A 24,363-nucleotide genomic window follows, 5' to 3' on the forward strand; every position below is an offset into this window, starting at 1 on the left:
GGATTGATAGTAGTGAAAAAATATTTAATTGTATTGCTGGCTGTTACTTATGCCGTTATTTCTCATGCATCTATAGCCAAGACCTATGAAAAACAGAGGCCACCCAGACAACTAACGGATGAACAGGCAGCCAATGCCGCAGCGAACTATAAAAAGTATTGCACCTTATGCCATGGTGAAAACCGCGAGGGCCATGTCAATGATCATGCCCCTTCTTTAAGAAGCAAAAGTTTGTTTGAATCCGGTGTTCCTCACGCCATTTTAAGGCCTCTGTCATATGGTCGAGAAGGCACCCCTATGGGTGGTTATCTTGACGAAGTGGGCGGTCCGTTAACATTGGACGAAGCATGGGATTTAACTTACTGGTTGTTTTGGCAGTCAGGGGCCGAGCGCATAAAGCTCTCAGAAGACCCTGTAAAGGGTGATGTAAAACGTGGGGAGCAGATATATCAACAAAACTGTGCCAGTTGCCACGGTCAAGACGGCGAAGGGATCACCGCTCCGGCATTGGGCAATCAGTCTGCATTGGCCCACAATAAAGACGAATTTATCCGTTATGCGATAGAAAAAGGTCGTCAAGATACACCAATGCAGGCTTTTGAAAATGTCTTATCTGCAGAAGATATCGACAACGTCACAGCGTTTATTCGCAGTAAAGCCAGTGGTTGGAAACAAGAAAAAATGCCTTTGCGGCCAATTCCAACTCCGGATCAATATGTCGTCAACCCGCAAAATGAAAACCCTGACTGGGAATTGAGCGAAGGCAGATATGTTACCTCTGAGCAGCTCTACGCTGCGATGCAAACGAAAAAGAAAATGGTGTTGTTAGACACTCGTGTTACATCCGTCTGGCAAAGGGCGCACATTGAAGGCTCTATCCCCTTCCCCTACTACAGTAATCTGGAGAACCGCGTTAAAGACTTGCCAAGAGATGCACAAATCGTCGCATACTGCTCTTGCCCTAGAGCGGCTGCTGACTATATCGTGGAACAGCTTGAGGATATGGGTTTTGATAATACTGCGGTGTTATACGAAGGCATATTTGGCTGGATGAATAAGGGCTTTCCTGTCACCCGTTCTGAATAAAATTTACTGGGAAATAACGGCCAAAGGGGATTAATCAATCCCCTTTTTCACAATAGATACTTTACTTTCGCTACTGACCTGTTTCCGCCAAAGCTTTGTCCAACATTTCGATTAACTGATCGCGTGTATAACTATGTGGTCCCCATTGGTTCAACTCGACAAGTTGACGGACCTTGGTGCTGATTGTGATGGCCTGTTCTTGTTGATTTGGTGTAACAACATAACGACGTAGCGGCTTTTCGTCGAACAATGCATGCATGTACGCAGCCGATACCTCATCGGGTTTCTTTAGTGACAGCTCGTAAGCGGCAGTTTGATCATAGCGTTTTTGCATCTGTTCTGTGATCTCACCGCCTGCAGCAACGATTTTATCAAAGGCACGACGCATTGTGCTGCGGCGTATGTGAGACTGATAGTTACCTGGTTCAATTACACTGACCGAGACACCTTTTGACGATAATTCGTCAGCGAGCCCGTCGGTAAATGCTTCTATCCAGTGCTTGCTGCCACTGTAAGCATTTAAGCCGCTATTAGTTAATGTGCCGGCAATTGAACCTGTGGTTGCGATGCGTCCATTCGACTCGACAACTAGCGGTGCAAAAGCTTTAGTTACACGATAAACACCTTCTACATTGATCCTGTAAACCTGGGTCTGGTCTTCAATTGGCGTGGTTAATACAGGACCACCTCCGCCAATACCCGCGTTGTTTACCAGTGCATACAATCCCGTACCTTTTTCTTTAATCAAGGCGACAACGGCATCAATCTGTTCTTGTTTGGTGACATCCAAGCGCACAGCGGTAATATTTTCGATTGCGTTGAGGCTTTCCATGTCTTTATCTTTTCTTGCTCCTGCATAGACATGATATCCATTTTGGGCAAGAGTCTCTGCCAAATTCCGGCCTATTCCAGTGCTTGCACCGGTTACCAAAATGGATTTCATTTCGCGCTCTTCAGCGGCGCTAGCGGGCGTTGCTACAGTGAAAAGAATAGCGACAATGGCGCTAATAAATAATTGGGCGCGAAGCATAGAGGTTTCCTTGTTTTAAAATATGTACTAGTTGGATTGCACTACCAAGACATAAACATTAGCAAAGTTTCACATAAGATCAGGTCGTTTATGACATTACTTCTTGGATAGTTAATTATCATTCAAACTAAGGTATCCGAAATATAGTAAACATGTGCAAGAACAGGTTTTGAGTTACAGTTTGGTTATGTTTGCAAATTTCCATGCAACAATAGTCCTTGGAAAAGTTGGCCCCAAGGAGCCACTCACATGAGAAAAAATCTGATGCTGCACTATGTCTATGTATTAGTTGGAATTTATTTTGTTCTGGTGACTTTACTCTATGTGTTTCAACGAGCACTCATCTATTTCCCTACAAGTGCTTATCAACACAATTACCAACGAATAGCACTAGAAAACGACAATGAAAAGATTGACATCATTGTGCTAAATGCGGGAAAAGAAAACGGCTTTATCTATTTTGGTGGCAACGCAGAAGCGGTGATTGCTAATGCGGCAGATTTTACTGTTCAGTTTCCAAACCAGACCATTTATTTGGTGAATTACCGAGGTTATGGCGGCAGCACGGGCAAACCAACAAAATCCGGATTGTTTTCAGATGCTATCGCGATTTACGACCATTTAATTTCACGCCATCAAAGCTTAGCGGTAATTGGCAGAAGTTTGGGATCAGGCGTAGCCATGTATCTTGCTGCCAATCGGCCGGTAAATCGGTTGGTCCTAATCACGCCCTATGATAGCGTGTTAGCGTTGGCGAAAAAGCAATTCCCGCTATTCCCTATTTCGTTATTGCTAAAAGACCAATACGATTCGCTATCTCTGGCTAAAGATGTCAAAGCCCCTGTTTTGATTATTGCAGGAGACCAGGACACGTTAATTCCAGTTGTCCATTCTGAAAAATTATTTAACGAATTTGGCAGTGGCATCGCCCAAATGGTGGTGATTGAGGGAGCTGGCCACAACGACATATCTGGATTTGATCAATTTTACAAAAGGATGATTTGCTTTTTTGAAAATTAAGAGTAACCCATTCGATTGCTTTACAATCGAATTGACGACAACGTAAACGACGAACCAATCAAATGAAAAAGACAAGCAAACTAACAATTTTTAGAACGATTTTAGCGTTACTACTGGTAAGCCATGGCAGCATGGCCGCAGGAAACACCGACATGGTCGAACAATTTGTTGACGCATTCAACAAAAAAGACATTGCTACCATGCTCGATTCTTCTGCAGAAGATTTGCGTTGGATGAGAGTTTCAGGCCCACAGTTCGCAATTGAAACCTCAAGCCATGAAGAGCTCCGCCAGGCTTTGCAAAGTTATTTTGAGAGCACACCTAGTGCTAAATCAAAAATCCGTTTCACCAATGCAAGCGGTAACTTTGTCTACGCGCTTGAAGAAGCATCATGGGTTGCAAATGGCATTAAAAAAAGCCAATGCAGTATGGCTGTCTATGAACTGGAAAATAAGAAAATTCAAAATGTCTGGTATTTCCAAGAACATGCATGTTGATGATTCAAAGGTCTGAAAAGGTGTTGTGTTCCTTTTTCAGACCTTTGCAAACACCAAACATATCAAGCAGCTTGCACATTAGCAGCGTCTTTCATCACGGATGCCAAGGTGACATAAGTCTTGGTCCAAGCAGCTTCAACCTCTTGATCGAAGGCATCGCCTAACCCTTGACCTAGTGTCCATAACAAGGCTTCTCCTACAGTATCGTAGTGTTCATCTTCAACACCATAGTCGACATGTCGTTTCCCCAGAGATTGCACAACAGGAACTAGCGCATCAAGATCATTTAAGCTATTCACTGCCATCCCGATCATTTTCATCAATTTCGCGCCCTGTTCCGTCATATCACCTTTAAAGAGTGGCTTTAAGTTTGGATCTAGCTCAAAAAGTTTTGCATAGAACAATTCAGCCGCTTTTGGAGCAATAGGCGCTACCTGCATAAAGGTGTTTTGCACCAATTTAATTTCATGTGGAGTCATTAGGTTTTCCTCATTTTTTATTGACTGTTGATCACCATGTATTCAACAGCTTGTTTCACTTCGTCGTCAGTCAGATCAGGGTTTCCGCCTTTTGCCGGCATATCCCCCCAGCCATTTAATGCGTGCTCGTACAAAGACGCCTTGCCTCTAGCAATGCGTTTTTTCCATGCGTTTACGTCACCAAAAACCGGGGAGCCAGCCAATCCAACCTCATGGCAAACTTTGCAGTTGTTTACCCATACCTGTTCGCCTGGATGTGGTGTTTTTTCTGCACATCCGGTGACTAACATGCATACAAGCAGAGCAACAAGCGATTGAAATTTAAGTAGTTTCACCTTAATTACCTACTGGCACTCGAATCACAACGCCGCCCATCACTTCGCCAATTTTAAAATCAGTGCGAGGGGAATCTTTGTGTTCGTTATGACAGGATGTACAGGCCGGTGAAACCGCTACGTCGGCATAAACCGCAGTGAAGTAATTCACGTCGCCTAATTTTTCTTGACCATAAAAGTTTTGGCCTGGGTTATCTTTGATAAACTCCAAACCTTCCTTTTCGATTGGGGTTTTGGGCGCATTTTGCTTATTTACTGGCCATAATGACTGCAATGAGTAAGTAAACTCGTCAGTGATCTCAGCGACACCTTCAGCGCCGTATCGGAACATTTGCGCAGGCAACGGGGCTCCCTGATCGAGATCTTCCCAATGTTCATCAGGCTTAATAAATGCGCCTTTATTTGGGCCGAGTCTTTGTACAATTAGCTTGGTGTAATTAGTTCTGTCTGACTTCATTACCGCAAACAAAGAGTCGGTAAACACTTTGGGTTCGATGCCAGCTTGCTCAGTTTCCCCGCCACAACTGACAACAAGCGTGGTGGCGCCTAAAGCAGCTACGAGCGCTATAGATTTTGCGTATTTCATGTGTATCTCCTGTTTCACTTTTGGTTTCTCGCGTTATTGAGCTCGCTTTAACGACATATCGATGCTCGGAATATGCTGACTTGGTGTGCCAGAAAAATTGTTTTGAATTAAATTAGGATCGGCTAAGGCGTCGATTGAAAACGACAAGCTATGGCAGCTCATGCAAGTCGTTCTGATCATTTTTTCGTTAGGGCGTAACGTTGCATTTTGATTATGTTGCACCAGCGTATTTTGCTGACCATGGTGCTCAAACTCCATTCGGGGGAGGTGGCAAGTAGAACAGCTAACCGCTTGATTTTCTTCGATTTGACCGGCTTCAAACTGCAGCCAGGTTTGCCCGTGTGGAGAGCTAAGAAATGCTTCACTGTGTTCATCAGAATGGCAGCTAAGGCAACTGTTAACTTTAGCCTCCTGAACATTTACCTGATGGGGATCATGGCAAGATGAACAGGTTAAACTCGTCTCATGATTCGTTTGATTAAACGCCAAGTGAGTTTGTCGTTGAATGGCCAAATTCGGTGTCATCGCTGGCAAGTCATTGGCTAAGCGCATCCCATGTTTGCCTTGCAAAAAGGTGCTTACTTCGTTCTCATGACACGAGGCGCATACTTGGTGCGTCGGTTTATCCTGCCATGATGCTGCGCTACCATGACAAGCATTGCAGCCCACATTTGCGGCACTGTGAGAAGAAGACAGCCAATCATCATGTATGGATGAAGCGGCAGTGAGTTTGTCTTCTGGCACATCCATAGCAGGCAATTGTTCAGGCAAATCCGTTAATGACGAGACATAGCGCTTAATATCCGTATCAGCTATCCCCTTTGTCATATCTAACCACTTGCCCTTCGCGTGTTTCACCAAGAAATCTTCATACAAGGCTCGGTTGTCATGAAAATTGTGGCACCCGGAACTTGCACAGGTTTGAAACTCCATTCCTTCGTGAGAAGGACGTTCTTGGGCAATATCTTGATGACAATGAAAACAAAAATCCTCAGGTAAACTCACTCCCATCGGGCGCATCAAATCTGGGTTATGTTCGGTATGACAAGAAACACAGTAGCGAGCATCGACTTTTTCTAACCGATCAATATTTCGAGGGTCGGTAAACTTGGATTTGGGATGAGAGTCTTGTGCTTCTTTCAACTCTTGTCCATGGCACGAAATACACGCATTTTGTAGTACGTCCTGGCCACCAAATGCTGATTCATGACACGCAGTGCATTGCAATTCGATTTGATAATGACCGTAGCTAGTTTCGCCTATTAGCAGCTCTGGTTTCTGCGCTTGTACAAACATTTGATTTGCGTAAAACGTAGCGATACCAATGGCTAGAATTAACCAGGTTAGCCACATATATCTGCGTGTTCTTTGGGTCATATTCCGTATGCCCCTAAAAGTAATAGACTGAGAGAATATGGAACGCTAAAAGAATGGGTAACGGCCAAAATGTGACAATATGCGACACCACGAGGTAACGTTTAATACGTTTGAAACCCGGTGTGACAACTTGTCCTTCATAGGCCGCAACAACAGCTGATGCAATCCCAACCAAAATGATCAGAACAAAGTTAATGGCTAATAAACGATTTAGGCCGTTTCCAAAAGAGATGCCGGTATGAATAAACAACGTACTCATCCCCAACGCAGCTAGCGTGACATGGGCAAAGCGCCATACATCAAAACTTAGCCATTGCACCTGCTTTACGCGTTTCTTCAGGCTTAGTAACAAACTCAGCGAAATTAGCCCAAGAATGGTAAAACCTGATATTTGACGTGCGAGACTATCGGTCCACAACCAATCCCAACTTGCCTGCTGAACAGATTGAGTGGGCGCAATCGCAGGCATCCACAACAATGTGCAGGCAATAACAAAGGCGGTAAAGGTGGCGATTAGAAGTGCTTTTTTGACCGGTTGTTTTGTTTGCGGTTGATTCAGCGCAGATTGAACAAGTGGCTTACAGGTTCCACATACCGAGGAGACACCTAAAGATGCTTGCAGCGATTCAAAATTACATTCGCCTTTGTCTAGCTCTTGGCGAATTTGCGCCACAGAAACTTGCTGACAGTTACACACCAACGTGTCATCTGGGTAGCTTAATATGTGTTTTTCTTGAGACCCAAATAAATACCCCGTGGTGGAGAAACGCAATAGATGCCAAGGGTAAATGTAGCGGCTTTCATCGATCGCAGCCTGAACTTCCTTAATTTCGCTCCACTGACCAATCGCCACTGCACCGACCAACTTACCTCTAGAAAACAATAATTTTCGATAAACGTCTTGTTTACGGAAGGTCAAAGTGTTGGTTATTTGATTAGCATATTCATCGCTAACTTTTCCCATTGAGAATACAGACAGCCCCAACACTTTGAGCTCCGTCATCAATTTGGAGCCGCGGTAGGTGCTATTCCCACCACACAGATTGCCGGCCAAGGTGCTTGCTTGCTCAAGCCCTGGGGCAACTAACCCATATACTTGTCCTTCATAGTCGGCACACTCACCGATAGCATAGATATCTTCTTGGCTGGTGCGCAGCATTTCATTGACTTGAATGCCTCGTCGAACACTAATTTTTGCGTCAAATGCAAGTTGCGTGTTGGGCGTTATTCCAGTAGTAAAAATCACAGTGTCGCAAAGTAAATGCTCGCCAGTACTCAGCTTGACACTCTCAACCTTGTCTTCACCGATAATCTCTAACACCTGGCAATTTAAACAAAACTCAATTCCGTTACTTTCTGCGTAGGCTTGAACCATTTGACTTGCCGTCAAATCCAACTGCCGGTTCATCAGCGCGGCGCTGTGCTGGACAACTGAAACCTTGGTGGAATACTTGAGCATCGACTTGGCTGTTTCAAGTCCTAGCAGTCCTCCACCAATCACCACAGTGTGGCGACTACGGGTTTTTCTGGCATACAACGATTGAGCATCATGCATGTCTCTAAATCGATAAACTCCGGTTTTTTGGTTACCACTTATATTTGGAATGAACGCACTTGACCCCGTTGCCAACACGAGAACATCGTAGTGATGAACGCCGCCAAACTGGTCTTCGATCGTTTTGTTTTGATGATCGATGTTTACGATTTTGCAATGAAACTGCTGTAATAATGAGGGGTGCTCTTCAAGCGAATTAGTCAAAGCGTCTATGCCTAATTCACCGCTTAAAAATGAAGACAAAAGCACTCGATTGTAGGGTTGAAAAGGCTCTTCACCAAAAATAGTGATATGCCCTGGGTAACCATTACCTATTAACTGACGAACGAAATGCACACCAACAGGCCCATTGCCAACAATGACAATTTTGGTACAGGAAGAACGGCTATCTTGCTGCACAATGTGAGTATGTTCGTTGATGCCCATTTGATATTCCTAAAACGCAAAAGGCGCCATACTGCCTGGAGCAGTATGGCGCCTTTGCCGTTTATACTGAATTAAAGTTCTGAGTGTCCTTTTAAAATAACCTTAGCAATACCTAAGCCAAATTAAATATTATTTTATTTTCAATTACTTATTGATTTTTAAGTATGGTTCTAGAGCAGGTTTCGCACAAAATATGTGCAGGTAAGCACTGATTGGGGTAGTCGTTTCACGATTCCAGAACCTTTTAAGTCACTATAGAATGAGACACTTATAACTTATGTTAAAAACTTGCTATCGCAGGTAAAAATATTCAGTAATATCAAAGTCACTTGATGGCCAAACGAGAGACAGATGAAACTAGAATCTATTGCATTGCACGAGGGGTACAAATCAGAGGAAACCACAAAAGCCGCCGCGGTTCCCATCTATCAAACGACGTCTTATACCTTTGACGACACCCAACACGGTGCCGATCTTTTTAATTTGGCAGTGCCGGGAAACATCTACACACGTATCATGAATCCGACTACGGATGTATTGGAAAAACGCGTCGCAGCGATGGAGGGCGGTATCGGAGCACTTGCAGTCTCTTCAGGTATGGCAGCGATTACATATGCGATTCAATGTATTGCTCAAGTGGGAGACAACATTGTTAGTACCAGTCAATTGTATGGCGGCACTTACAACTTGTTTGCCCATTCTTTACCTCGACAAGGTGTAGAGGTGAAAATGATTTCCCATGATGACTTTGAAGGATTTGAAAATGCCATAGACGAAAATACCAAGGCAGTATTTTGTGAATCCATCGGCAACCCAGCAGGCAACATAGTAGATATCGAGCGTTTATCACAAATAGCCCATAAACATGGTGTGCCTGTCATCGTTGACAATACGGTAGCCACGCCAATTCTGTGCCGTCCGTTCGAACATGGTGCAGATATCGTGATTCATTCTTTGACTAAATATATTGGCGGGCATGGCACGTCTATTGGCGGGATCATCGTTGATTCTGGAAAATTTGATTGGGTCGCCAACAAAGAACGATTCCCCATCATGAACGAACCAGACCCTTCTTATCATGATGTAGTGTATACCGAAGCACTAGGCGAAGCCGCGTATATTGGCAGATGCCGAGTGGTGCCGTTGCGTAATACCGGTGCTGCGATATCACCCATGAACGCTTTTCAGATCCTGCAAGGTTTAGAAACCCTCGCCTTACGCATGGAACGACATTGTGAAAATGCGGAAAAACTGGCCGACTATTTAAACCAACACTCTAAAGTTGAATGGGTCAATTATGCTGGATTAAACACAAGTCCCGACAATAAAAATTGCCAGAAAATCACTAGCGGCAAGGCCTCCGGTATTCTCAGTTTCGGTGTTAAGGGCGGAATTGAAGCTTGCACTCGATTTATCGATTCACTAGACATGATTTTACGACTTGTGAATATTGGCGATGCAAAATCGTTGGCCTGCCACCCTGCCTCCACGACGCACAGACAATTAAATACTGAAGAGTTGGCCAAAGCGGGTGTCAGCGAAGATTTGGTGCGAATTTCTGTAGGAATCGAACATATTGATGACATCATCGTTGATGTTTCGCAAGCATTGGACAAAGCATAGTGAGTTAAATGTAACTCTGATGGGTTGGAGTCAAGACGCTGTTCTTGACTCCATCTTCCGCAAAGACTATTTTTTCACTTCGGCAAAACTCACTTCGATAGCAATACTGTCATTAACATAGGCAGGAACTGGCGGGATCCCCTTGCTGCCTTTTTTCGCAATATAATAAGCGCCACCACTTTGCGTTGGACCGGCGGGGTATTCATCCCCTTCTTTAATGTTGATCCAATGAATATCAATCTGCCACGCTGGTGTTTGCGTGCCATCTTGGTTCTTGAATGTCTTCTCGCCACTTACGCTAACATCCATCCAGTACATTCCGTCTTGATACTGTGGAAATGCAGAAGGCATTCGATATTTGGCGCCAAGCTCTAAGGGCATTGCAGCAAACACCAACCCTAAATTACTCACATTAAACATGTTTACAGGCATATGGACGGTGCGCGCATGTGTTTTTTCATCAGGCATGATGACCGTGACATCATACTGCTTGTCAGCAAACTTGAATGTCCGATTATCCGGGGTGCCTTTTGGTACCCCCTTCATTAGCTGCTCAATGCTAAGTGGTTTTAACGTTACTCGGTCAAAATAGGTAGTGTTGGTAACCACAGTACCACTTTGGTCACTAACGACTTGAACATGCTTAAGCTGTTCAATGTCGTCAATAGTAACTATTTCAAGGGTTTCTTGATAGGTGGCAGACTTAACTCTTTGCCCTTCTACCGTAGAAAATTGATCCCATTGGGCGGAAAACGGGGTTAACTGGTTCCCATTTACCAGAGGACTACCCACCTGCACGATTGTGGGCTTTGCCAGCGCAGACAGACAAAACAAACCGAATAAAACACTCACTAATTTAAAGCATGTAGATTGCATAGATGACTCCTTGTTAATTGCCGGATTGGCCAATTCACATTGGCATTAAGCAGAGTCGTTTGGGTATGATCAGCGTGTGATTTTTGTCTGACTTTTGATGATTTCTGCTGGCGTTTACTGATTTGGCTTGATGTTTTGCAAAATCGAGTAGAATTCATCCCTAGTTCGCAATGAATCGAATCTAGGGTCAACGTTGGCAAATACCATAAATCCGTTGCCATCTTGTAACGCGGTTTGCAACCAATCGATAGACTGCTGGGTGTTTCCCGCTGCAGCCTGTAAGGTAGCCAGAAAATACGCATCAATTTTGCCAATTTCATAGGCAGGTTCAAGCTTTGACAACCACTGTTGATACAATGACTGCAAGTCACCTTCAGTGTAGTTAACTTGTTGATCTTGCTCGGAGCCGTTTCGACCACCCAATACCACCTTTAAGTGACGTGTCGCCTGTGTCCAATTTGCTTTTTGCGCATAAGCTTCCACCAATCCTAGACGCATCCAGGTAGAGCTTGGTTGAAGCGTTAACATTAGCGAGCACTCAGCTTCAGCCTGTTCAAATTGCTTAGCAAAATTCAAATACCAACACAAATCTGCATTGACTGTCATTGAGCCCGGGTCAATGCGCTTCGCCATTCTTGCTTGCTCGATAGACGATTTGGCATCTGCCTGACTGGCATACCAAGCGGCATAAAGACTGCGCGCTTGAGCATCATTGGGCGATATGGCTATGGCTTTTTCAAGTGATGTTTTAGCCAACGTGAAGTTCCAACTATGGTAAAGCTGAACATAAGCCAGTGCGACCCACGCTTGGGTGCTGTTTTGCTCTAGAGATAGCGCCCTCTGCGCGTATTCTTGAGCCTGTTTAAAGTGCTCTAAACGCTTGGATGCTTCAACAGACACTAACTTAGTGTATAAGTGTGCCAGTTTAGCTATCGCAGGGACAAAATCGGGATGGTCATCCAATACCCGTTGAAACTTTTCAACGGCTTTACGTAAATCCGTTGGCTGGCCGCTTTCAACCAAGTACAAACCATGGTTAAAGTCAGCCAGCCTTTCCTCGGTTAAAACCTGCATCGGTTCGCTCGATTGGGGGATCACAATTTTTAAGGTTTGTGCAATGGACTGAGTCACCTGTGTGGCAATTGACTGATAAGATCGAGTTCCGCCACCTTTCAACCAATCAAAGGATTCTGACCAAATCTGCTTCTCAGCTCTGTTCACTAGGCGTAGATGAATACGTTTGTTAATGGGATCCTGACTGATGGAAGTATAAAGATATATTGCCGCGGTTGGCTTTTTTGAAGGGTCTGATGACGACATGCTACCCGGGGCAAGAATGATTAAGTCTTGTGTTGATGCGCGGCTGAATTGGTTTAACAGCTCTTCTCTTAGCGAATGAGCAAGGGGATCCAGATTGTCCGCAGGTACAGTGGTAACCGGCATCACAGCCAGTACAGGAGAAACCTTTTCCATGGGTCCGCGGGGCCAATACACCAGATAAATAACGAACAACATAATTAGCACAACAAGTGCCATGAGCCGATTAGATATAAACGTTTTGTTGGTATCGAGAATTACGGGTTCGACTATCAATCGATAGCCTTTACCGGTCACAGTTTCGATGAAAACGGGGTTATCCGAATTGTCATTCAAAGCACGGCGTAACTTGCGCATGCTGGCATTTAAGCTTTGATCAAATTCCACCACACGACCATCTGGCCATAAAGCAGCGATAATGTTTTCCCGTGAAACTAAGGTGTTGCGTCCTGCACTGACCAGCGCCATGAGTAACTGATGTTGTTGCCTAGGGAGTATAATTTTTTGTTCAAGCTGAGTTAACTCTCCCGATTCGGGATCGAGCACCCAAGGTCCAAGTTGAATTTTAGATTTCACAATTCGCCACTTTTGGAGAAGACAAAATCAGCATAGCAGCAGTTCAATAGCTATGTGAATGTTTTGGTGGTAAGGGAATGATCCTGTCAAAAAGCACGAGTTCAAAAAACGGTACAAATTGTTTAATCAGAAATTCCTCATGCGCCTGTTACACGACTACTATTAAGGTGCTCTTCGCATTAACAATAGAGGCTGTTGATGATTATCCCGACTTTGTCATTGAATCCAATTTATGCAGCGGAACTTGCTATGCAATGTCTAGGTTACATCGCACTTTCTAACTCGGAAGCACGAAGTTGAAGCAAGTTGTTGCTCCGACGAATGTGCTCAAGTGCGCGCTGGTCCCAGTTAGCTTCTTGCAACTCTGCCGCTCGAGAAAAATAGTACTCAGCACGCTGAAGACGAAGTCGACTGTTTCGATCCATTGGTTCTCTATCTACATTTCTCAATAGGGTTTCTAACGCCGCCAACTTGTATGAAACCTTGTCACTACTCTCGGCCAGGACACTTTGCCCAGCAACCACCGCAGAGGCAGATACCGCGAATAATATCACGACAAACAATATTAGCTTTTTCATGTGAGACTCTTCTTCATTCAGTAATGAGCGTTGAGTTGCACATTGAATACCAAGCCAGCTTGCTTTGCTAAAGTTCGTGATTAGCTATTGCTCTCAGTCCATGTATAACAAGCGATTAAGCGGTATTTTTATCTTCTTAAATGGTTTAATAAAATTCTATATTTCAACCTATTTTGAATTGCCGAGACGATAAACTTGGAAAATATTTCATGGCGCGTGACAGTTTTACATCGTTGACAACCAGGTGCTTTTTCCTGCTCGGGATAGATGGATTCCCGAAATTCCAGTTAGGCTTGCCAAAATGCTGCGTCGTTGGTTTAACGTTATTGCAAAACACGTTGCATGCGAACCCGAATGATAAAAAAACACACAAAAAGGGCCTTTGGGCTCTAAATTTGTTGATTATATCTCTGAAAGCTTGCGCTATAATTGGAGTGTAAAGCATTAATATAGGCTAGGCTGTTGAATAAATTAGGTTACGACATCGCCCGATCTCGAGACGCACTTTTGCTGCGCTATTCTGAAAACTGGGACCACCAGGTTTATTTAGAACGTTTTGGTGAATCGCTCGTGGCGTTCACAGACACATTTGGCGACCGTCCTTGGGCAATTATTGATGACATATCAAATTGGCCTGTGAAGCCGCCAGATGAAATGAAAATGTGCAGCGAGCTGGCACAAATATTAGTGGAAAAGAATCTAAAGCATTTTGCTGTGTTTGGCAGTGAATATGCGGTTTCTAAATGGATGATGGAGCAAATCATACCGGACCAAATTGAAATAGGTTTTTTTAGTTCGCTCGAAGCAAGTAAGGATTGGCTGAAGGGCAAAGGCTATAGTGTTGAATTTATATCTTTGAATGAAGTCTTTTCTGGCAGTTAGGTTCTACGCCAGCAGAGTGCTATGTGCAAAGCTTCTATTGTCTGTTTGAAAGCTATGCGAACATTTTCGTTTGATCGGCACACTGATTAAATATTCCGTCGTCTTTCAGCCTAATACGTTAGCGAGGTGACAATGTTTGACTACAAAATAACGGGTTCGTTGCTGGTCTTTTCAATGTTAGTTACCTTAACGGGTTCGGTTATTACGCTGGAAGATTGGGAACAATTGAATGTCGAGCAGCAAATTGCAATCGTTGAGCGAAATGTCGATTTAGGTGGCGCTGAAGAAGCTTTGCTGGTTGATATGCTGAAATCCGAAGATGATCCTCAGAAACTCGAATCTACATTTTCAGAAAAAGCTCGCGAGCTGAGAATCAAAGCTGACGGTGCGTCAAATCCGATTAAACGGATCAAATACGAAGACGCGGCAAAAGCATTTGAGCAAAGTATTGAGCGGCTTAGAGATCTGCGTGCCCAAGAAAATATCATTGAAAACAAAGCCTCTGAGCTAAGAAACTCTTCACTTTCTCCCGCTATTATAGAGTCTATTGAGCGCACTGTTGAGAAGTTAAAACTCGAATATGCACAAGAAGCTGCGGAGCTAAAATTACTATTGGTGCAAGGCTTCTTAGCACTTAAAATTGCCGAAGAAGCTGAAACGGTATTGCAATCAAAGCAAAGTGAGGTAGAAGAAGCAAAACCGCTATTTAGTGATTTGAGCTTAATTGGTATCGTAACGTTTTTGGCGGGATTGATTGGTACCCTGTTTGGAAGCGCAAAACTGTATTTCGAATATAAAAAGGCAAAACTAGACTTAGAAGTGGCAAAGGCACGCGAATCCAATTAACCCAGTGCATTGCCCTTTTAACATCAAAAAGGAGAATGACAATGATGGATACCACTCAATGGTTTTCAGTCGCACAAGCGGGCATTATCCCTCCGATTCTGATAGGAGTTGCCATTTGGAACTCCGACAAAATCATAAGTGAAGATGGTGCCAACTTAATGTATGGCCACATAAGCCACACGGCAGAGCAGCCATCGCAATCTAAAATATCAGATGTCATTGATACTTTTCTTAAAAGTCGCTTTTCATCCAATGGCTTTATGGGTTTCTTACTCAACGTATTCATACTCACCTGCATTTCGCTGGCCATAATGTTAGCGGTATATACGTCTCAAACTTCAGGCTTCTACTCTTATCTTACTTCGCCTGGGTTTTTAGCCCAATTTTTTGGTAATGGGTTTTTCGTCACTTTCGTTACAAATTGCTTAATTTTATCCGCCTACCCGCTAGTACTTGAGCGGTTTGTCCGTGAAGGGCTTACCAATGCATTTTTATTAATGTTGATGGATCAGCTGCTAAAAATAGGGCTTTTCCTGCTTCTCACAGCGGTTTCATATATATGGTTTGCGGAATTTAAAGGGGCATTTAATGGCAGCAAGGAGCTAGCACTTAAAGCCATACCAGATACCGTTTTATTGGAGTTAAAATTTGGCAACTTAACGTCCGTTTATATTTACTCTTTATTACTAAGCTCTTTTCCTCTTTTCATTGTGCTTACGATAAAATTGATGGCAAATAGCGATCGAGCAAGAAGCACTGTGCAGCGAATACTCTTTTGGCTTCCTTTCAAGAATAAACCACTATGGCTTGTAGGCTCTGTATTTGCAGCATTTTGCGGTTTATTCGCTTTATTGGTATCGATACTTTTAAATATGCTTTCAAGTTAATCTCATTATAGGTTTGAGTTGAGATACTCCGGGATAAAAATGGGGACAGTGTTTAAGCTCAAAAGGTGTCAATTTAAAACGAGTTGAATCGATTTAGGTTGTCGTTTACTGTCTCAAATTCAATGAAAAATCTAAGGATTTATTATGTCTGTTTCAGTAACTGATTTATGGTTGGCGATTTTATTGGCTGGATTGTTTTGCTGGTTTGCAAGTGCTTTGATCCACATGTTAATTAAGTACCACAACGCAGATTACAAAGCGCTTCCGAATGAAGAAGCGGTGTCTGCTGTACTAAAAGAAGCATCCGCTGAACCGGCTCTTTATACCCTTCCCCACTGCATTGACATGAAAGCAATGGGCGAAGAGTCGATGCAAAAAAAGTTTAATGATGGTCCTGTGGCGATGATTTCGATAATGCATAATGGCATGCCTCCCATGGGCAAGCTCTTGTCTCAACAAATATTGTTTTTTATTTTTGGCTCCTTCCTGATTGGTTATCTGGCGACCATATCAATGACCCATATGGCTGATACTACTGCGGTGTTTCGACAAGTCTTTGTCGCTTCATTTCTTACCTATGGCTGGGCACAGATCCCTTATAGCATTTGGATGGGTCAACCCTGGTCGAATTGTCTTCGGTTTTTAGTTGACGCACTAATTTATGCGGCGGTTACTGCGGGGACCTTTGCCTGGTTATGGCCGGAGTTGATTTAATACTGCCGTGAACAATTATTAGTGGCCTGATACGACTGGATGTCGGGCTACTTTACAACTTCCATGTTTGCATACACAACGATATAGCTAAATTATTGAAAATCTTTAAGTTTAATTTAGTGGCACTAGAATTGCGTGAATTTCAATCAACTTATTTCAACTTATATCGTTGGGAACCATTATGTACAAATCCGCAAAAAACGCCTTGAATATAATCACTTTAACCTCAGCTTTGTTTATTGCCAATGTAGCCAGTGCAACTATCATTAATGGCACGGGAGATATCACACCAGATGTGATTTTTGGCTCTGGAAATGCCAATGGGTCATGGAGCGGTGAACACAACGTTAATTTGGGTATTGAAGTAGGTCTGCGTGCTAAGCTTAGATATGATGCAACGGGTAGTCCGCAAAACATCTTTAATTATGATGGAGACAGAACCTACACTTTCGATCCCACTTTAAGTGTGATCCCTGCTGGTCGCTCGGTGTTTAATTTTGAATATGCAGTCAATGTCGATACCGACGGAAGCGGTGATGTGCTAAGCGATTATACTTACTTGTTTGAATTTGATCTTGACCCTACAGCAGGTGTTGTCTTCTCGCCTTTCAGTGGTGACATCATCACCTTGAAAACCGACAACTCACTAGGTAACAATTCCACAGGGAAAGGTGGCGGCACGGTTGACGTAGCAAACTATGCTAGCCTATTAGGTAGCAACAACGTTGCGCAAAACTCTCTAAATAGAGGCTTTGGGTTTTCAGGGTTGTTGGATCCTGCGGCAAATGGCATATTTACCTACAATTTGTCGGTGCTGGATCAAGCTGGAGCACTCATAGCTTCTTCGTCTATCGATGTTGTAGTTGGCCCTACCGCTGTTTCTGCGCCTGGGGCGACGCTGTTGTTCGCATTGGGATTGGCTGGCATGTTTGTAAGAAGAGTTTCAAAGAGGCTGCCAAATTAGTTTGCTGAACTGATATCCAGTTTTTCCGGCCTATCGGCCCAACCTACCTTGCCAAGCTATCTATTCAATCTTGGCAAAGTAATTGGTATCGCTATCTGAGTTAAATCAATACTCTACACTTAGAGTCAGGAGTTGATTTTTCTTGGTTCGAATAATGTGTGAAGCTCATGGTCGTTTTCACGTAAGCATGTCTGGCAATGTATTGCGGTTGCAATTCAAGGGTGAGTGGAATATCGAAACGGCCAATGCCTTTCGACAACCCATTTTCTAGGAAATTAAATCCATTCAAGGTCATCCATAGCGTGCGATTACTATCATGAGTGACGGGGAGCTCTGCACACCAGACTGCGCGTAAGATATATAACGAATCCGCAACAGAGGCTGGGCTAGCCAGAGAAGCGGTTGTAAATACCCATGATCATTTAAATATTGAGTTACTAGAAAAGATGATCCCAGAAGGTATTCGGGAAGTCCCTGCAGAGGCGAAAGCTTATCAAAGAAGGCTGTTTGAAAACGAGTCTGATTGCCTGACTTGTTTGGAAGGTGAAGGTTTCAAAGCAGATTAGAACTATTTCCATAAACAACTTGCTTCACGCCAGCTTCATTTAACCCGTTGATGTATTCCAAACTCGTACGGCCTGCTTGGTTGTTTTTTAAACTAAAAACATCTATTACTTATTACAGAGAAACTAAGAAAGGGACTTCACATGCCTGTATCCCCTGAGCAAAAACCCGCAATTTTAGTGGTACACGGTGTACAACTTGGTTCAGACGTTGACTTAAACCAAGATAAAGCAATTAACGAGCTCGTTTTATCGCGTCTAAGTGGTACCCATTTTGATTTCGATGTTGATTTATATAAATATGAAAATGTTGCTGACAGCAGTCTAAATAAATTTAAAGAACTCTCTAAACTACTCATTTCCTCCCCCGTAGGAAAAGCCATTGCACCTTATGTTATTGATATCGTTGGTGATGTAGTAATTTCATTAGCGAACACCTCAACTGCTCATCAGATACGTCAAGGTTTAAAAGACAAAATTCTCCAATACTACGACGCGCAAAGACCGCTATATATTGTCGCCCACAGCTTAGGAAGTGTTTATCTGTTTGATGTAATTAACGAGCTGATTAGCGACAATCAGTTTTTTAATCGCAATGATGTTTTGCAGTGGCCCGTGCAAGGCATGATCACCATTGGCAGCCCACTTGGCTTGGCGATGTTTAAAAAAACGGGGCGAAATACCGCGAAAAATCTGGGCCAGGGCAGATACAATTTTAAATGGCTAAATTACTTCGATGTTAACGACCCCGTTGTTTCAGGTAATATCTTTGGTAAAACATTATCGAATGTGAAAATTGCCGAACGATACAAAAAGGAAGGCAACAATTTTGGCTGGTTTATCCGTGATTTCCCGGTGGATACAGGCAAGACATGGTTGCTGGCTCATACCGCTTATTGGGACAGCGCACTAGTTGGCGATGGCCTGGTTAACATGATGGTTTAAGGAAGAAAAATGAAAAATCTAACGCTTGTATTAGCAACCACTTTTTTAGCTGCTTGCACAAATCATTTGTACCAAGGTAAAACCACTTATCAAGACAATGGCAAAACCTGTGAAGCCCTAGTTTATTGGAACAACACTACCCATTTTTTTAATCGCGAAGGCAAACTCAGTTCGGTGGTGATCAGAAACGCCAGCAATCCGAGCAGTTTCACCATTAGCGACTCAGGTGATAACCGGCTCACATTGATGCTTCAATCCGGTGACTACGAAGATGTAATCAACAACACACAAAATGACACAGAATTAGTGTGCGGTGTGTTTAGTGGCAAACAATCTCATCAAAAAGGCGAAACTTCTGAAACTACTTTCGCGCTATATTGCAACAAAATCCCAAATCCACTTAGGCCCGATACCAGCGGCATAAGGGCACAAGCCCAGCCCTACGTTTTCAAAATGTCAGAGCCAAAGTCTGAGTTTTCCTGGACAGGTGAAGAGTTAAAAGCGGATATTTCTTTTAGTTGTAATTAGGTTTTAACCTGTTCAGAAAGGCAAACAAATAAAAACGATTAGTTTGTAACATCTAGGCTCACCCAAACAGGTTGGTCTCAAGGTAGATGTATACCTTTTCAGGACTAGAAGCCTTCCATTCCTATACCAAACGCAAGTCATTCCAATACTAGGCTTACTTCATGCCCCTTTAGGTGGGAATTTCTTTAACTCAGGTATGAATCAGTGTAACCCCTTTCACCTCTTGTGAAGCATGAATTGCACTAAAAACTTCGCATGGTAAACTTTTGCATACTCCACCGATAGCTGACGCCAGTGCTCTAGGAAAGGAGCATTTGTCGAACAACAGCTTCACAAAATCATCCGTGTTCTACAACATAAAAGTTAAGGTAAGATATTTGGATGTTTATCCAATTCATAGTCACAGGTACTGAGCAATTATGATGATCACATCAGGAATAAAATTTTGATCGCCAAAAGACTTAAACGCAATCTTCCTTCATTGAGTTTACTCGCGGTCTTCGATTCAGCAGCAAATCACTTGAGTTTTAAAAAAGCGGCGGCAGAGCTCAACGTCTCACAGTCGGCCATCAGCTTTCAGGTAAGAAAACTCGAAACACAGCTAGGTGTCACATTGTTCATCAGAGACAATAGGCAGATAGCGTTAACGAAACAGGGAAGCAAATACCATAAAGAAATTCATTCCGCGTTAAATATGATTACGTCCGCAACTAATGATTTGACCAATAATTCTTCGACACCGCATCTAACGATTTATTGCATACCCTATGTCGCCCAATCCTTATTGATTCCTAATCTTCACCTTTTTCAGGAGTCTCACGAAGGAGTTCGGATCAAAATAGAAGCAACACGGCAAATTGCAACGTTAGATAGCAACAAAACAGAGGTCGCCATCCGTTACGTTTGTAATGATGACTCCCTGATATATAAAAAGTTAACTGATATCACGATCTCCCCAGTCTGCTCGCCAGAGCTTGATCTAAAAACGCCAAAAATTGTTCGTTTGTCGTCAGATATAGATAGTTGGCAGAAGTGGCAAACTGATTGGCAAGCAAACATTCCTATGGAGGATAGTATTAGCTGCGAATCGATGCAGATGGTTTATGAATCAGCAGCCAATGGAATGGGACTTGCCATGGGGTACTTCCCATTGCTCAATCAAATGATAGAAAATGATCAACTCACTACGCCATACCCTTCGATGAAAAGTGAATTTGGGGCGTTGTATTTGGCTTATGTCAAAAACAACTCAGATAACCTGTTAGTAATCGAATTCTGTTCATGGTTTATGGCATTAATGAATGATGCTTAACCATTTACTTGTGCGACGACATGTAAAAACTCGCTTGGTAAGGCTAAATAATTCATCGAAAATGTAACACGAGTTTTGCACAGAATTTGCGAGAGTTGTTACATTTATGATTGCTGAAAAACTGGACGGTGTAACGTCTATTTTGAATAAACGCAAAGTATTGAAAGGAATACCCGCCAGAAGCCGGGACGGCATTGGCTTTCTGGACTTAGGCGTTACCCTCGTCAGGTATCGCAAAGCAGGCATTGGTAAACAAACTCTCGTATTTTTTACCGATCCACCGATTGTCATTGAACACTATGATTATCTGATTTCTTGTCTACGTCAGAATTACCAAGTTATTGTCGTTGAAGCCCCAGGCTTTGGCTTTTCACTGCCCTCTACCTCGCTTAAATACGATCTGGTTTCAAGTGTCCAAGTTGTTGAACAAATCCTCATGCAACTGCTGCAAATAAAAGCAACATTAATTGCACCTTGCGGTTTTGGCTACGTCGCTTTGGAAGTCGCGCAAAAGCGCCCTGATTTGATATCCCATTTAGTGTTGTCACAAGTACCATCATGGCAAGAGATGTTAAAATGGAAGGAACACAGAGATCCTAAACATGTGCTCGCTACTCCCATACTTGGACAACTGTTATTAATGGCATTAAAGCGAAGCAGAGCCCGAGCGTGGCTAAAAACCGCGATGTCGAATCACAGTTTGTTGGAAAGTTTTAACGAGTTGGTACAGGTGTCTTTTTCCCAAGGCGCTGCCTTTAACTTGGCCAGTTCATTTCAGAATCTATTCACTGGACGAGCTCCAGTAACGCCCAGTTCTGATTGCCCGACACTTTTTGTATGGGGAGATGGCGACGCTTCCCACTGTAAATGCGCAAAACAATCAAGTCTGGATATGGTTCCTCATGCTGATATCTTTAGGATAAAGGACGCTGGTCACTTTCCAGAATTGGAAGCAACTGACGAATTCTTAGGTCCTGTATTGGATTTCCTGCACAAACACTAAGCCATGTAAGGAGCGCTAATTGTGAAGCAACTTGTTGTGCATACGGCTGATGACTGGCCTATCAGTGCACATTTATTCGAACCTAAAGGTAAGGTATTGGGTGGGATAATAATCAATTCAGCTACGGCTGTTCCGCAAGGCTACTATGCAGCTTTTGCTCAATACCTTAGTGAGCAAGGCTTTATGGTAATCACTTATGATTATCGGGGGGTAGGCGGTTCTCGCGCAGAAGAACATCCGCAGCAATACAAGTTATCAATCAGTGCCTGGGGAGAAAAGGACTTACCAGCCGTATTAGATTGGGCGAGTAACCACTATCCCGATCTTAATTGGCACTGCATTGGCCACAGTGTTGGCGGTCAACTTATCGGTTTAGCGCATAATAGTCATTTACTTAAAAGCGCATGGTGTGTCGCTTCTCAAAGTGGTTATTGGCGTTATTGGCAAGGCAGGTACAAGGTAAAAATGTGGCTCACCTGGTACTGTATTATTCCGCTAAGCTGCGCATTACTTGGTAAAATGCCAGGCTGGTTGCTAGGAGGGGAAAGTCTCAACAAAAGGATCGCTCAGCAATGGGCAAGTTGGGGAAGACACCCCAATTACATACTTAGCCACTTTGTTGACACTTCCACCAATACCTTTGCTGAACTAAAGATTCCAATGCATTTTTCGGCAATTGAGGACGACCTCACGCTAGCACCGGTCCGGGCCGTTAAGGCCATGAGTCAATGCTACACCAACGCCAATGTCAGCATGAACATTTTGCGCGCTTCAGAATTTAGTATGACATCGATTGGCCACTTCGGCTTTTTTAAACGTAAACACCGTGATTCTCTGTGGGGATTACCGTTAGATTGGATCAATGGTCAAAATTAAATAATCAAACCTCAGAATTACGGATTTCAGACTGGTAGACACACTAATAATACGGGTAACATTGAGCGAATCTATGGTGGAACCAAAAAACAAGAATTGGAAGCTTATCCTTTCCCCCAAATTTAACACCGAACCACCGCTATTGTCCGTAATTGACTTTGGCAAGTGCGTAAAAAAGGAAAAGGCTTTGTTCATAATAGTCTGGGCAGTATTGGCGTTGTTCGATTTGTGATGTTTGGCGATTGATCAGTTCACCAAATACCATGAATGTTCCCTAAATTTTAAACTACCTAACTGATTTACCTAAAATATTTGTGGGGGTACCTCAGACTCCGCACCCTTTTCATAGCAATAACCAGCGGGATAACTAAGCAGATTGTTATGTATTTGTTCAGATGGGTAAGATTGAGTCCCGTCGCGTCTGAGAGACGGGGATTGCTGAACTAATTTTCGTCAATCACTTCAAAGCTTGAGACGGATATGGATATCCTCCAATCCTCGAATTTGGGCGAAATCTTTCTCACCAATTAGCCCCAGTTTAAGGGTTTGCAGGTCATTTTTATCGAGGATAGTCACCGCCGATTTGCCATCTAGGCAATGTTTATTTCCCCAATCCATCATTGCCACAAATACCAATGTTAGATCTCTACCTTTGCCTGTTAATACATAGCCGGATCGGGTGCGCTCTCCTTCTAACTGATACGTGACTTTTTGCAAAATCCCCTGCTCTACCAGTTTTTTTAAGCGGTTGGATAGCACAGCTTTGGGGATCCCGATATCCTTGCGGATGTCATCAAATCGGACAACACCATAAAATGCCTCGCGAATGATCAGTAATGTCCATTTGTCGCTTAAAATCTGGGTAGCCGCTGCCATGCCGCAGTCACAAAGTTTAACCGGCGCTCGTCTTTTAATTTTATTTGCCCTCATAACCTGAGTTTGACATGTGAACTCAGACTATGCAATAGTCTAGGTTCAATATTAATACTCAGGTTAATTTTATGTCTTTCTTGCTAATGCTTTTTACAATCAAAATCATTGTTTCGATATTTTTTGTTGTACTGCCTTTCACTCAAGCCAATGCAAACGTAATGCGTAAGTTCACCACGCTGCAAGGAGATTCAAACATATTGTTTCATCTATACGCCACGGCCATTGTTGCACTACTGGTGTCTTATGGATTTGGCGCCTACCACGCTTACCAACAGTATGTCTTAGTCAGCAGCGTGTATGTAGGGATTGTATCTAATGGTGGCGCATCCGCTATTTTATTAATGGAGTACTTTAAACAGGGAGAGCGCAAATCCAGTGCGCAGATGGCAAGCCCCATTTCTATTATCGTGTTTGGTGCTATTTTTGTTGGTTGTGTGTTTAGCGCGATCTGGCCGAAAATGGTCATAGCGCCCTTTTAGTGTTTCAGTTGTTGAAGAAAAATCGGGACGAACACTTTTTCAGTTTACTGGCCTTTAAAACTCGTCTTCC

At 43.2% G+C, this 24,363-nt stretch carries 27 protein-coding genes; 16 read left to right on the top strand and 11 right to left on the bottom strand.

All coding sequences use genetic code 11. From position 1 onward, the window contains the following. Positions 1-12: 12 nt before the first annotated feature. Complete coding sequence (locus FM019_RS17935) at positions 13-1,086, top strand: c-type cytochrome (RefSeq protein WP_260681663.1); 1,074 nt, start codon at positions 13-15, stop codon at positions 1,084-1,086. A 70-nt stretch (positions 1,087-1,156) separates the two neighbouring features. Here FM019_RS17935 and FM019_RS17940 read toward each other — a convergent pair whose 3' ends face one another. Continuing rightward, entirely contained in the window at positions 1,157-2,116 is a 960-nt protein-coding gene (locus FM019_RS17940; RefSeq protein ID WP_143837349.1) for an SDR family NAD(P)-dependent oxidoreductase, read from the bottom strand. A gap of 249 nt (positions 2,117-2,365) precedes the next feature. Here FM019_RS17940 and FM019_RS17945 point away from each other — a divergent pair, with 249 nt between their 5' ends. Together FM019_RS17945 and FM019_RS17950 are read left to right on the top strand one after the other, a co-directional pair. Continuing rightward, the gene (locus tag FM019_RS17945; protein ID WP_260681664.1) at positions 2,366-3,136 is read left to right on the top strand and encodes an alpha/beta hydrolase; all 771 of its coding nucleotides are present in this window, start codon (positions 2,366-2,368) and stop codon (positions 3,134-3,136) included. Between the two features lie 62 nt (positions 3,137-3,198). Beyond that, on the top strand, positions 3,199-3,633 hold the full coding sequence (locus FM019_RS17950; RefSeq protein WP_143837350.1) for a nuclear transport factor 2 family protein: 435 nt from the start codon (positions 3,199-3,201) through the stop codon (positions 3,631-3,633). 62 nt (positions 3,634-3,695) lie between these two features. On the opposite strand, the gene FM019_RS17955 is transcribed toward FM019_RS17950, so the two are convergent. Genes FM019_RS17955 through FM019_RS17975 form a run of 5 tightly spaced genes read right to left on the bottom strand, consistent with a single transcriptional unit; the run spans position 3,696 to position 8,391 of the window. Next, the gene (locus tag FM019_RS17955; RefSeq protein ID WP_143837351.1) at positions 3,696-4,112 is read right to left on the bottom strand and encodes a globin family protein; all 417 of its coding nucleotides are present in this window, start codon (positions 4,110-4,112) and stop codon (positions 3,696-3,698) included. Between the two features lie 17 nt (positions 4,113-4,129). Beyond that, positions 4,130-4,447 (bottom strand): c-type cytochrome, encoded by a 318-nt coding sequence (locus tag FM019_RS17960; RefSeq protein WP_221934396.1) that lies wholly within the window; start codon positions 4,445-4,447, stop codon positions 4,130-4,132. A gap of 1 nt (position 4,448) precedes the next feature. Further along, on the bottom strand, positions 4,449-5,033 hold the full coding sequence (locus FM019_RS17965; RefSeq protein ID WP_143837352.1) for a DUF3365 domain-containing protein: 585 nt from the start codon (positions 5,031-5,033) through the stop codon (positions 4,449-4,451). A gap of 33 nt (positions 5,034-5,066) precedes the next feature. After that, positions 5,067-6,410 (bottom strand): cytochrome c3 family protein, encoded by a 1,344-nt coding sequence (locus FM019_RS17970; protein ID WP_143837353.1) that lies wholly within the window; start codon positions 6,408-6,410, stop codon positions 5,067-5,069. A gap of 13 nt (positions 6,411-6,423) precedes the next feature. Next, positions 6,424-8,391, bottom strand: coding sequence for an FAD-dependent oxidoreductase (locus FM019_RS17975; protein WP_143837354.1), 1,968 nt, complete (start codon positions 8,389-8,391; stop codon positions 6,424-6,426). A 351-nt stretch (positions 8,392-8,742) separates the two neighbouring features. Here FM019_RS17975 and FM019_RS17980 point away from each other — a divergent pair, with 351 nt between their 5' ends. Next, positions 8,743-10,014 (top strand): O-acetylhomoserine aminocarboxypropyltransferase/cysteine synthase family protein, encoded by a 1,272-nt coding sequence (locus FM019_RS17980; protein WP_143837355.1) that lies wholly within the window; start codon positions 8,743-8,745, stop codon positions 10,012-10,014. Positions 10,015-10,080: 66 nt separating this feature from the next. On the opposite strand, the gene FM019_RS17985 is transcribed toward FM019_RS17980, so the two are convergent. The 3 genes from FM019_RS17985 to FM019_RS17995 all read right to left on the bottom strand — a co-directional run bounded on the left by FM019_RS17985 (position 10,081) and on the right by FM019_RS17995 (position 13,361). Continuing rightward, positions 10,081-10,890: a hypothetical protein gene (locus FM019_RS17985; protein ID WP_143837356.1), complete on the bottom strand. Its 810-nt coding sequence runs from the start codon at positions 10,888-10,890 to the stop codon at positions 10,081-10,083. Between the two features lie 114 nt (positions 10,891-11,004). Beyond that, positions 11,005-12,783, bottom strand: coding sequence for a winged helix-turn-helix domain-containing protein (locus tag FM019_RS17990; RefSeq protein ID WP_143837357.1), 1,779 nt, complete (start codon positions 12,781-12,783; stop codon positions 11,005-11,007). Positions 12,784-13,046: 263 nt separating this feature from the next. Continuing rightward, positions 13,047-13,361 (bottom strand): hypothetical protein, encoded by a 315-nt coding sequence (locus FM019_RS17995; RefSeq protein ID WP_143837358.1) that lies wholly within the window; start codon positions 13,359-13,361, stop codon positions 13,047-13,049. A gap of 462 nt (positions 13,362-13,823) precedes the next feature. On the opposite strand from FM019_RS17995, the gene FM019_RS18000 reads away from it, so the two are divergent. The 11 genes from FM019_RS18000 (at position 13,824) to FM019_RS18050 (ending at position 22,881) form a co-directional block, all read left to right on the top strand. Beyond that, on the top strand, positions 13,824-14,243 hold the full coding sequence (locus tag FM019_RS18000) for a hypothetical protein (RefSeq protein ID WP_143837359.1): 420 nt from the start codon (positions 13,824-13,826) through the stop codon (positions 14,241-14,243). 132 nt (positions 14,244-14,375) lie between these two features. Then, positions 14,376-15,089 carry a hypothetical protein gene (locus FM019_RS18005; protein WP_143837360.1) on the top strand — a complete coding sequence of 238 codons (714 nt, stop codon included), beginning with the start codon at positions 14,376-14,378 and terminating at the stop codon, positions 15,087-15,089. 41 nt (positions 15,090-15,130) lie between these two features. After that, positions 15,131-15,976 carry a hypothetical protein gene (locus FM019_RS18010; RefSeq protein ID WP_143837361.1) on the top strand — a complete coding sequence of 282 codons (846 nt, stop codon included), beginning with the start codon at positions 15,131-15,133 and terminating at the stop codon, positions 15,974-15,976. A gap of 144 nt (positions 15,977-16,120) precedes the next feature. Continuing rightward, on the top strand, positions 16,121-16,690 hold the full coding sequence (locus tag FM019_RS18015) for a hypothetical protein (protein WP_143837362.1): 570 nt from the start codon (positions 16,121-16,123) through the stop codon (positions 16,688-16,690). A gap of 181 nt (positions 16,691-16,871) precedes the next feature. After that, on the top strand, positions 16,872-17,654 hold the full coding sequence (locus FM019_RS18020; RefSeq protein ID WP_143837363.1) for a PEP-CTERM sorting domain-containing protein: 783 nt from the start codon (positions 16,872-16,874) through the stop codon (positions 17,652-17,654). Positions 17,655-17,974: 320 nt separating this feature from the next. Next, a complete protein-coding gene (locus FM019_RS18025) occupies positions 17,975-18,220 on the top strand; it encodes a hypothetical protein (protein WP_143837364.1) in 246 nt (81 codons plus the stop codon). A gap of 141 nt (positions 18,221-18,361) precedes the next feature. Then, a complete protein-coding gene (locus tag FM019_RS18030) occupies positions 18,362-19,162 on the top strand; it encodes a hypothetical protein (protein ID WP_143837365.1) in 801 nt (266 codons plus the stop codon). A 9-nt stretch (positions 19,163-19,171) separates the two neighbouring features. After that, positions 19,172-19,690 carry a hypothetical protein gene (locus FM019_RS18035; RefSeq protein ID WP_143837366.1) on the top strand — a complete coding sequence of 173 codons (519 nt, stop codon included), beginning with the start codon at positions 19,172-19,174 and terminating at the stop codon, positions 19,688-19,690. 445 nt (positions 19,691-20,135) lie between these two features. Next, complete coding sequence (locus FM019_RS18040; RefSeq protein ID WP_143837367.1) at positions 20,136-21,002, top strand: LysR family transcriptional regulator; 867 nt, start codon at positions 20,136-20,138, stop codon at positions 21,000-21,002. 106 nt (positions 21,003-21,108) lie between these two features. After that, complete coding sequence (locus tag FM019_RS18045) at positions 21,109-22,005, top strand: alpha/beta fold hydrolase (RefSeq protein ID WP_143837368.1); 897 nt, start codon at positions 21,109-21,111, stop codon at positions 22,003-22,005. 21 nt (positions 22,006-22,026) lie between these two features. Then, positions 22,027-22,881: an alpha/beta fold hydrolase gene (locus FM019_RS18050; RefSeq protein WP_221934397.1), complete on the top strand. Its 855-nt coding sequence runs from the start codon at positions 22,027-22,029 to the stop codon at positions 22,879-22,881. A 139-nt stretch (positions 22,882-23,020) separates the two neighbouring features. On the opposite strand, the gene FM019_RS21045 is transcribed toward FM019_RS18050, so the two are convergent. Continuing rightward, a complete protein-coding gene (locus FM019_RS21045; protein ID WP_260681665.1) occupies positions 23,021-23,146 on the bottom strand; it encodes a hypothetical protein in 126 nt (41 codons plus the stop codon). Between the two features lie 197 nt (positions 23,147-23,343). Next, positions 23,344-23,757, bottom strand: coding sequence for a winged helix-turn-helix transcriptional regulator (locus FM019_RS18055; RefSeq protein ID WP_185969338.1), 414 nt, complete (start codon positions 23,755-23,757; stop codon positions 23,344-23,346). A gap of 125 nt (positions 23,758-23,882) precedes the next feature. Between FM019_RS18055 and FM019_RS18060 the strand changes: the two genes are divergently transcribed. Further along, on the top strand, positions 23,883-24,293 hold the full coding sequence (locus FM019_RS18060) for a hypothetical protein (protein ID WP_143837371.1): 411 nt from the start codon (positions 23,883-23,885) through the stop codon (positions 24,291-24,293). Positions 24,294-24,363: the final 70 nt, after the last annotated feature.

Origin of the sequence: Aliiglaciecola sp. M165 (assembly GCF_007197995.1) — a bacterium.
Taxonomy (GTDB): Bacteria; Pseudomonadota; Gammaproteobacteria; order Enterobacterales; family Alteromonadaceae; genus Aliiglaciecola.

What these genes read in the sequence shown, in the direction of transcription:
- FM019_RS18010 (WP_143837361.1), top strand. Translation starts at nt 15,131, where the DNA reads ATGATGGATACCACTCAATGGTTTTCAGTCGCACAAGCGGGCATTATC.
- FM019_RS21045 (WP_260681665.1), bottom strand. Translation starts at nt 23,146, where the DNA reads ATGGTATTTGGTGAACTGATCAATCGCCAAACATCACAAATCGAACAA.
- FM019_RS18005 (WP_143837360.1), top strand. Translation starts at nt 14,376, where the DNA reads ATGTTTGACTACAAAATAACGGGTTCGTTGCTGGTCTTTTCAATGTTA.
- FM019_RS17965 (WP_143837352.1), bottom strand. Translation starts at nt 5,033, where the DNA reads ATGAAATACGCAAAATCTATAGCGCTCGTAGCTGCTTTAGGCGCCACC.
- FM019_RS17975 (WP_143837354.1), bottom strand. Translation starts at nt 8,391, where the DNA reads ATGGGCATCAACGAACATACTCACATTGTGCAGCAAGATAGCCGTTCT.
- FM019_RS18020 (WP_143837363.1), top strand. Translation starts at nt 16,872, where the DNA reads ATGTACAAATCCGCAAAAAACGCCTTGAATATAATCACTTTAACCTCA.
- FM019_RS17980 (WP_143837355.1), top strand. Translation starts at nt 8,743, where the DNA reads ATGAAACTAGAATCTATTGCATTGCACGAGGGGTACAAATCAGAGGAA.
- FM019_RS18035 (WP_143837366.1), top strand. Translation starts at nt 19,172, where the DNA reads ATGAAAAATCTAACGCTTGTATTAGCAACCACTTTTTTAGCTGCTTGC.
- FM019_RS18015 (WP_143837362.1), top strand. Translation starts at nt 16,121, where the DNA reads ATGTCTGTTTCAGTAACTGATTTATGGTTGGCGATTTTATTGGCTGGA.
- FM019_RS17995 (WP_143837358.1), bottom strand. Translation starts at nt 13,361, where the DNA reads ATGAAAAAGCTAATATTGTTTGTCGTGATATTATTCGCGGTATCTGCC.
- FM019_RS17950 (WP_143837350.1), top strand. Translation starts at nt 3,199, where the DNA reads ATGAAAAAGACAAGCAAACTAACAATTTTTAGAACGATTTTAGCGTTA.
- FM019_RS17945 (WP_260681664.1), top strand. Translation starts at nt 2,366, where the DNA reads ATGAGAAAAAATCTGATGCTGCACTATGTCTATGTATTAGTTGGAATT.
- FM019_RS17985 (WP_143837356.1), bottom strand. Translation starts at nt 10,890, where the DNA reads ATGCAATCTACATGCTTTAAATTAGTGAGTGTTTTATTCGGTTTGTTT.
- FM019_RS17940 (WP_143837349.1), bottom strand. Translation starts at nt 2,116, where the DNA reads ATGCTTCGCGCCCAATTATTTATTAGCGCCATTGTCGCTATTCTTTTC.
- FM019_RS17955 (WP_143837351.1), bottom strand. Translation starts at nt 4,112, where the DNA reads ATGACTCCACATGAAATTAAATTGGTGCAAAACACCTTTATGCAGGTA.
- FM019_RS18055 (WP_185969338.1), bottom strand. Translation starts at nt 23,757, where the DNA reads ATGGCAGCGGCTACCCAGATTTTAAGCGACAAATGGACATTACTGATC.
- FM019_RS18045 (WP_143837368.1), top strand. Translation starts at nt 21,109, where the DNA reads ATGATTGCTGAAAAACTGGACGGTGTAACGTCTATTTTGAATAAACGC.
- FM019_RS18030 (WP_143837365.1), top strand. Translation starts at nt 18,362, where the DNA reads ATGCCTGTATCCCCTGAGCAAAAACCCGCAATTTTAGTGGTACACGGT.
- FM019_RS17970 (WP_143837353.1), bottom strand. Translation starts at nt 6,410, where the DNA reads ATGACCCAAAGAACACGCAGATATATGTGGCTAACCTGGTTAATTCTA.
- FM019_RS18060 (WP_143837371.1), top strand. Translation starts at nt 23,883, where the DNA reads ATGTCTTTCTTGCTAATGCTTTTTACAATCAAAATCATTGTTTCGATA.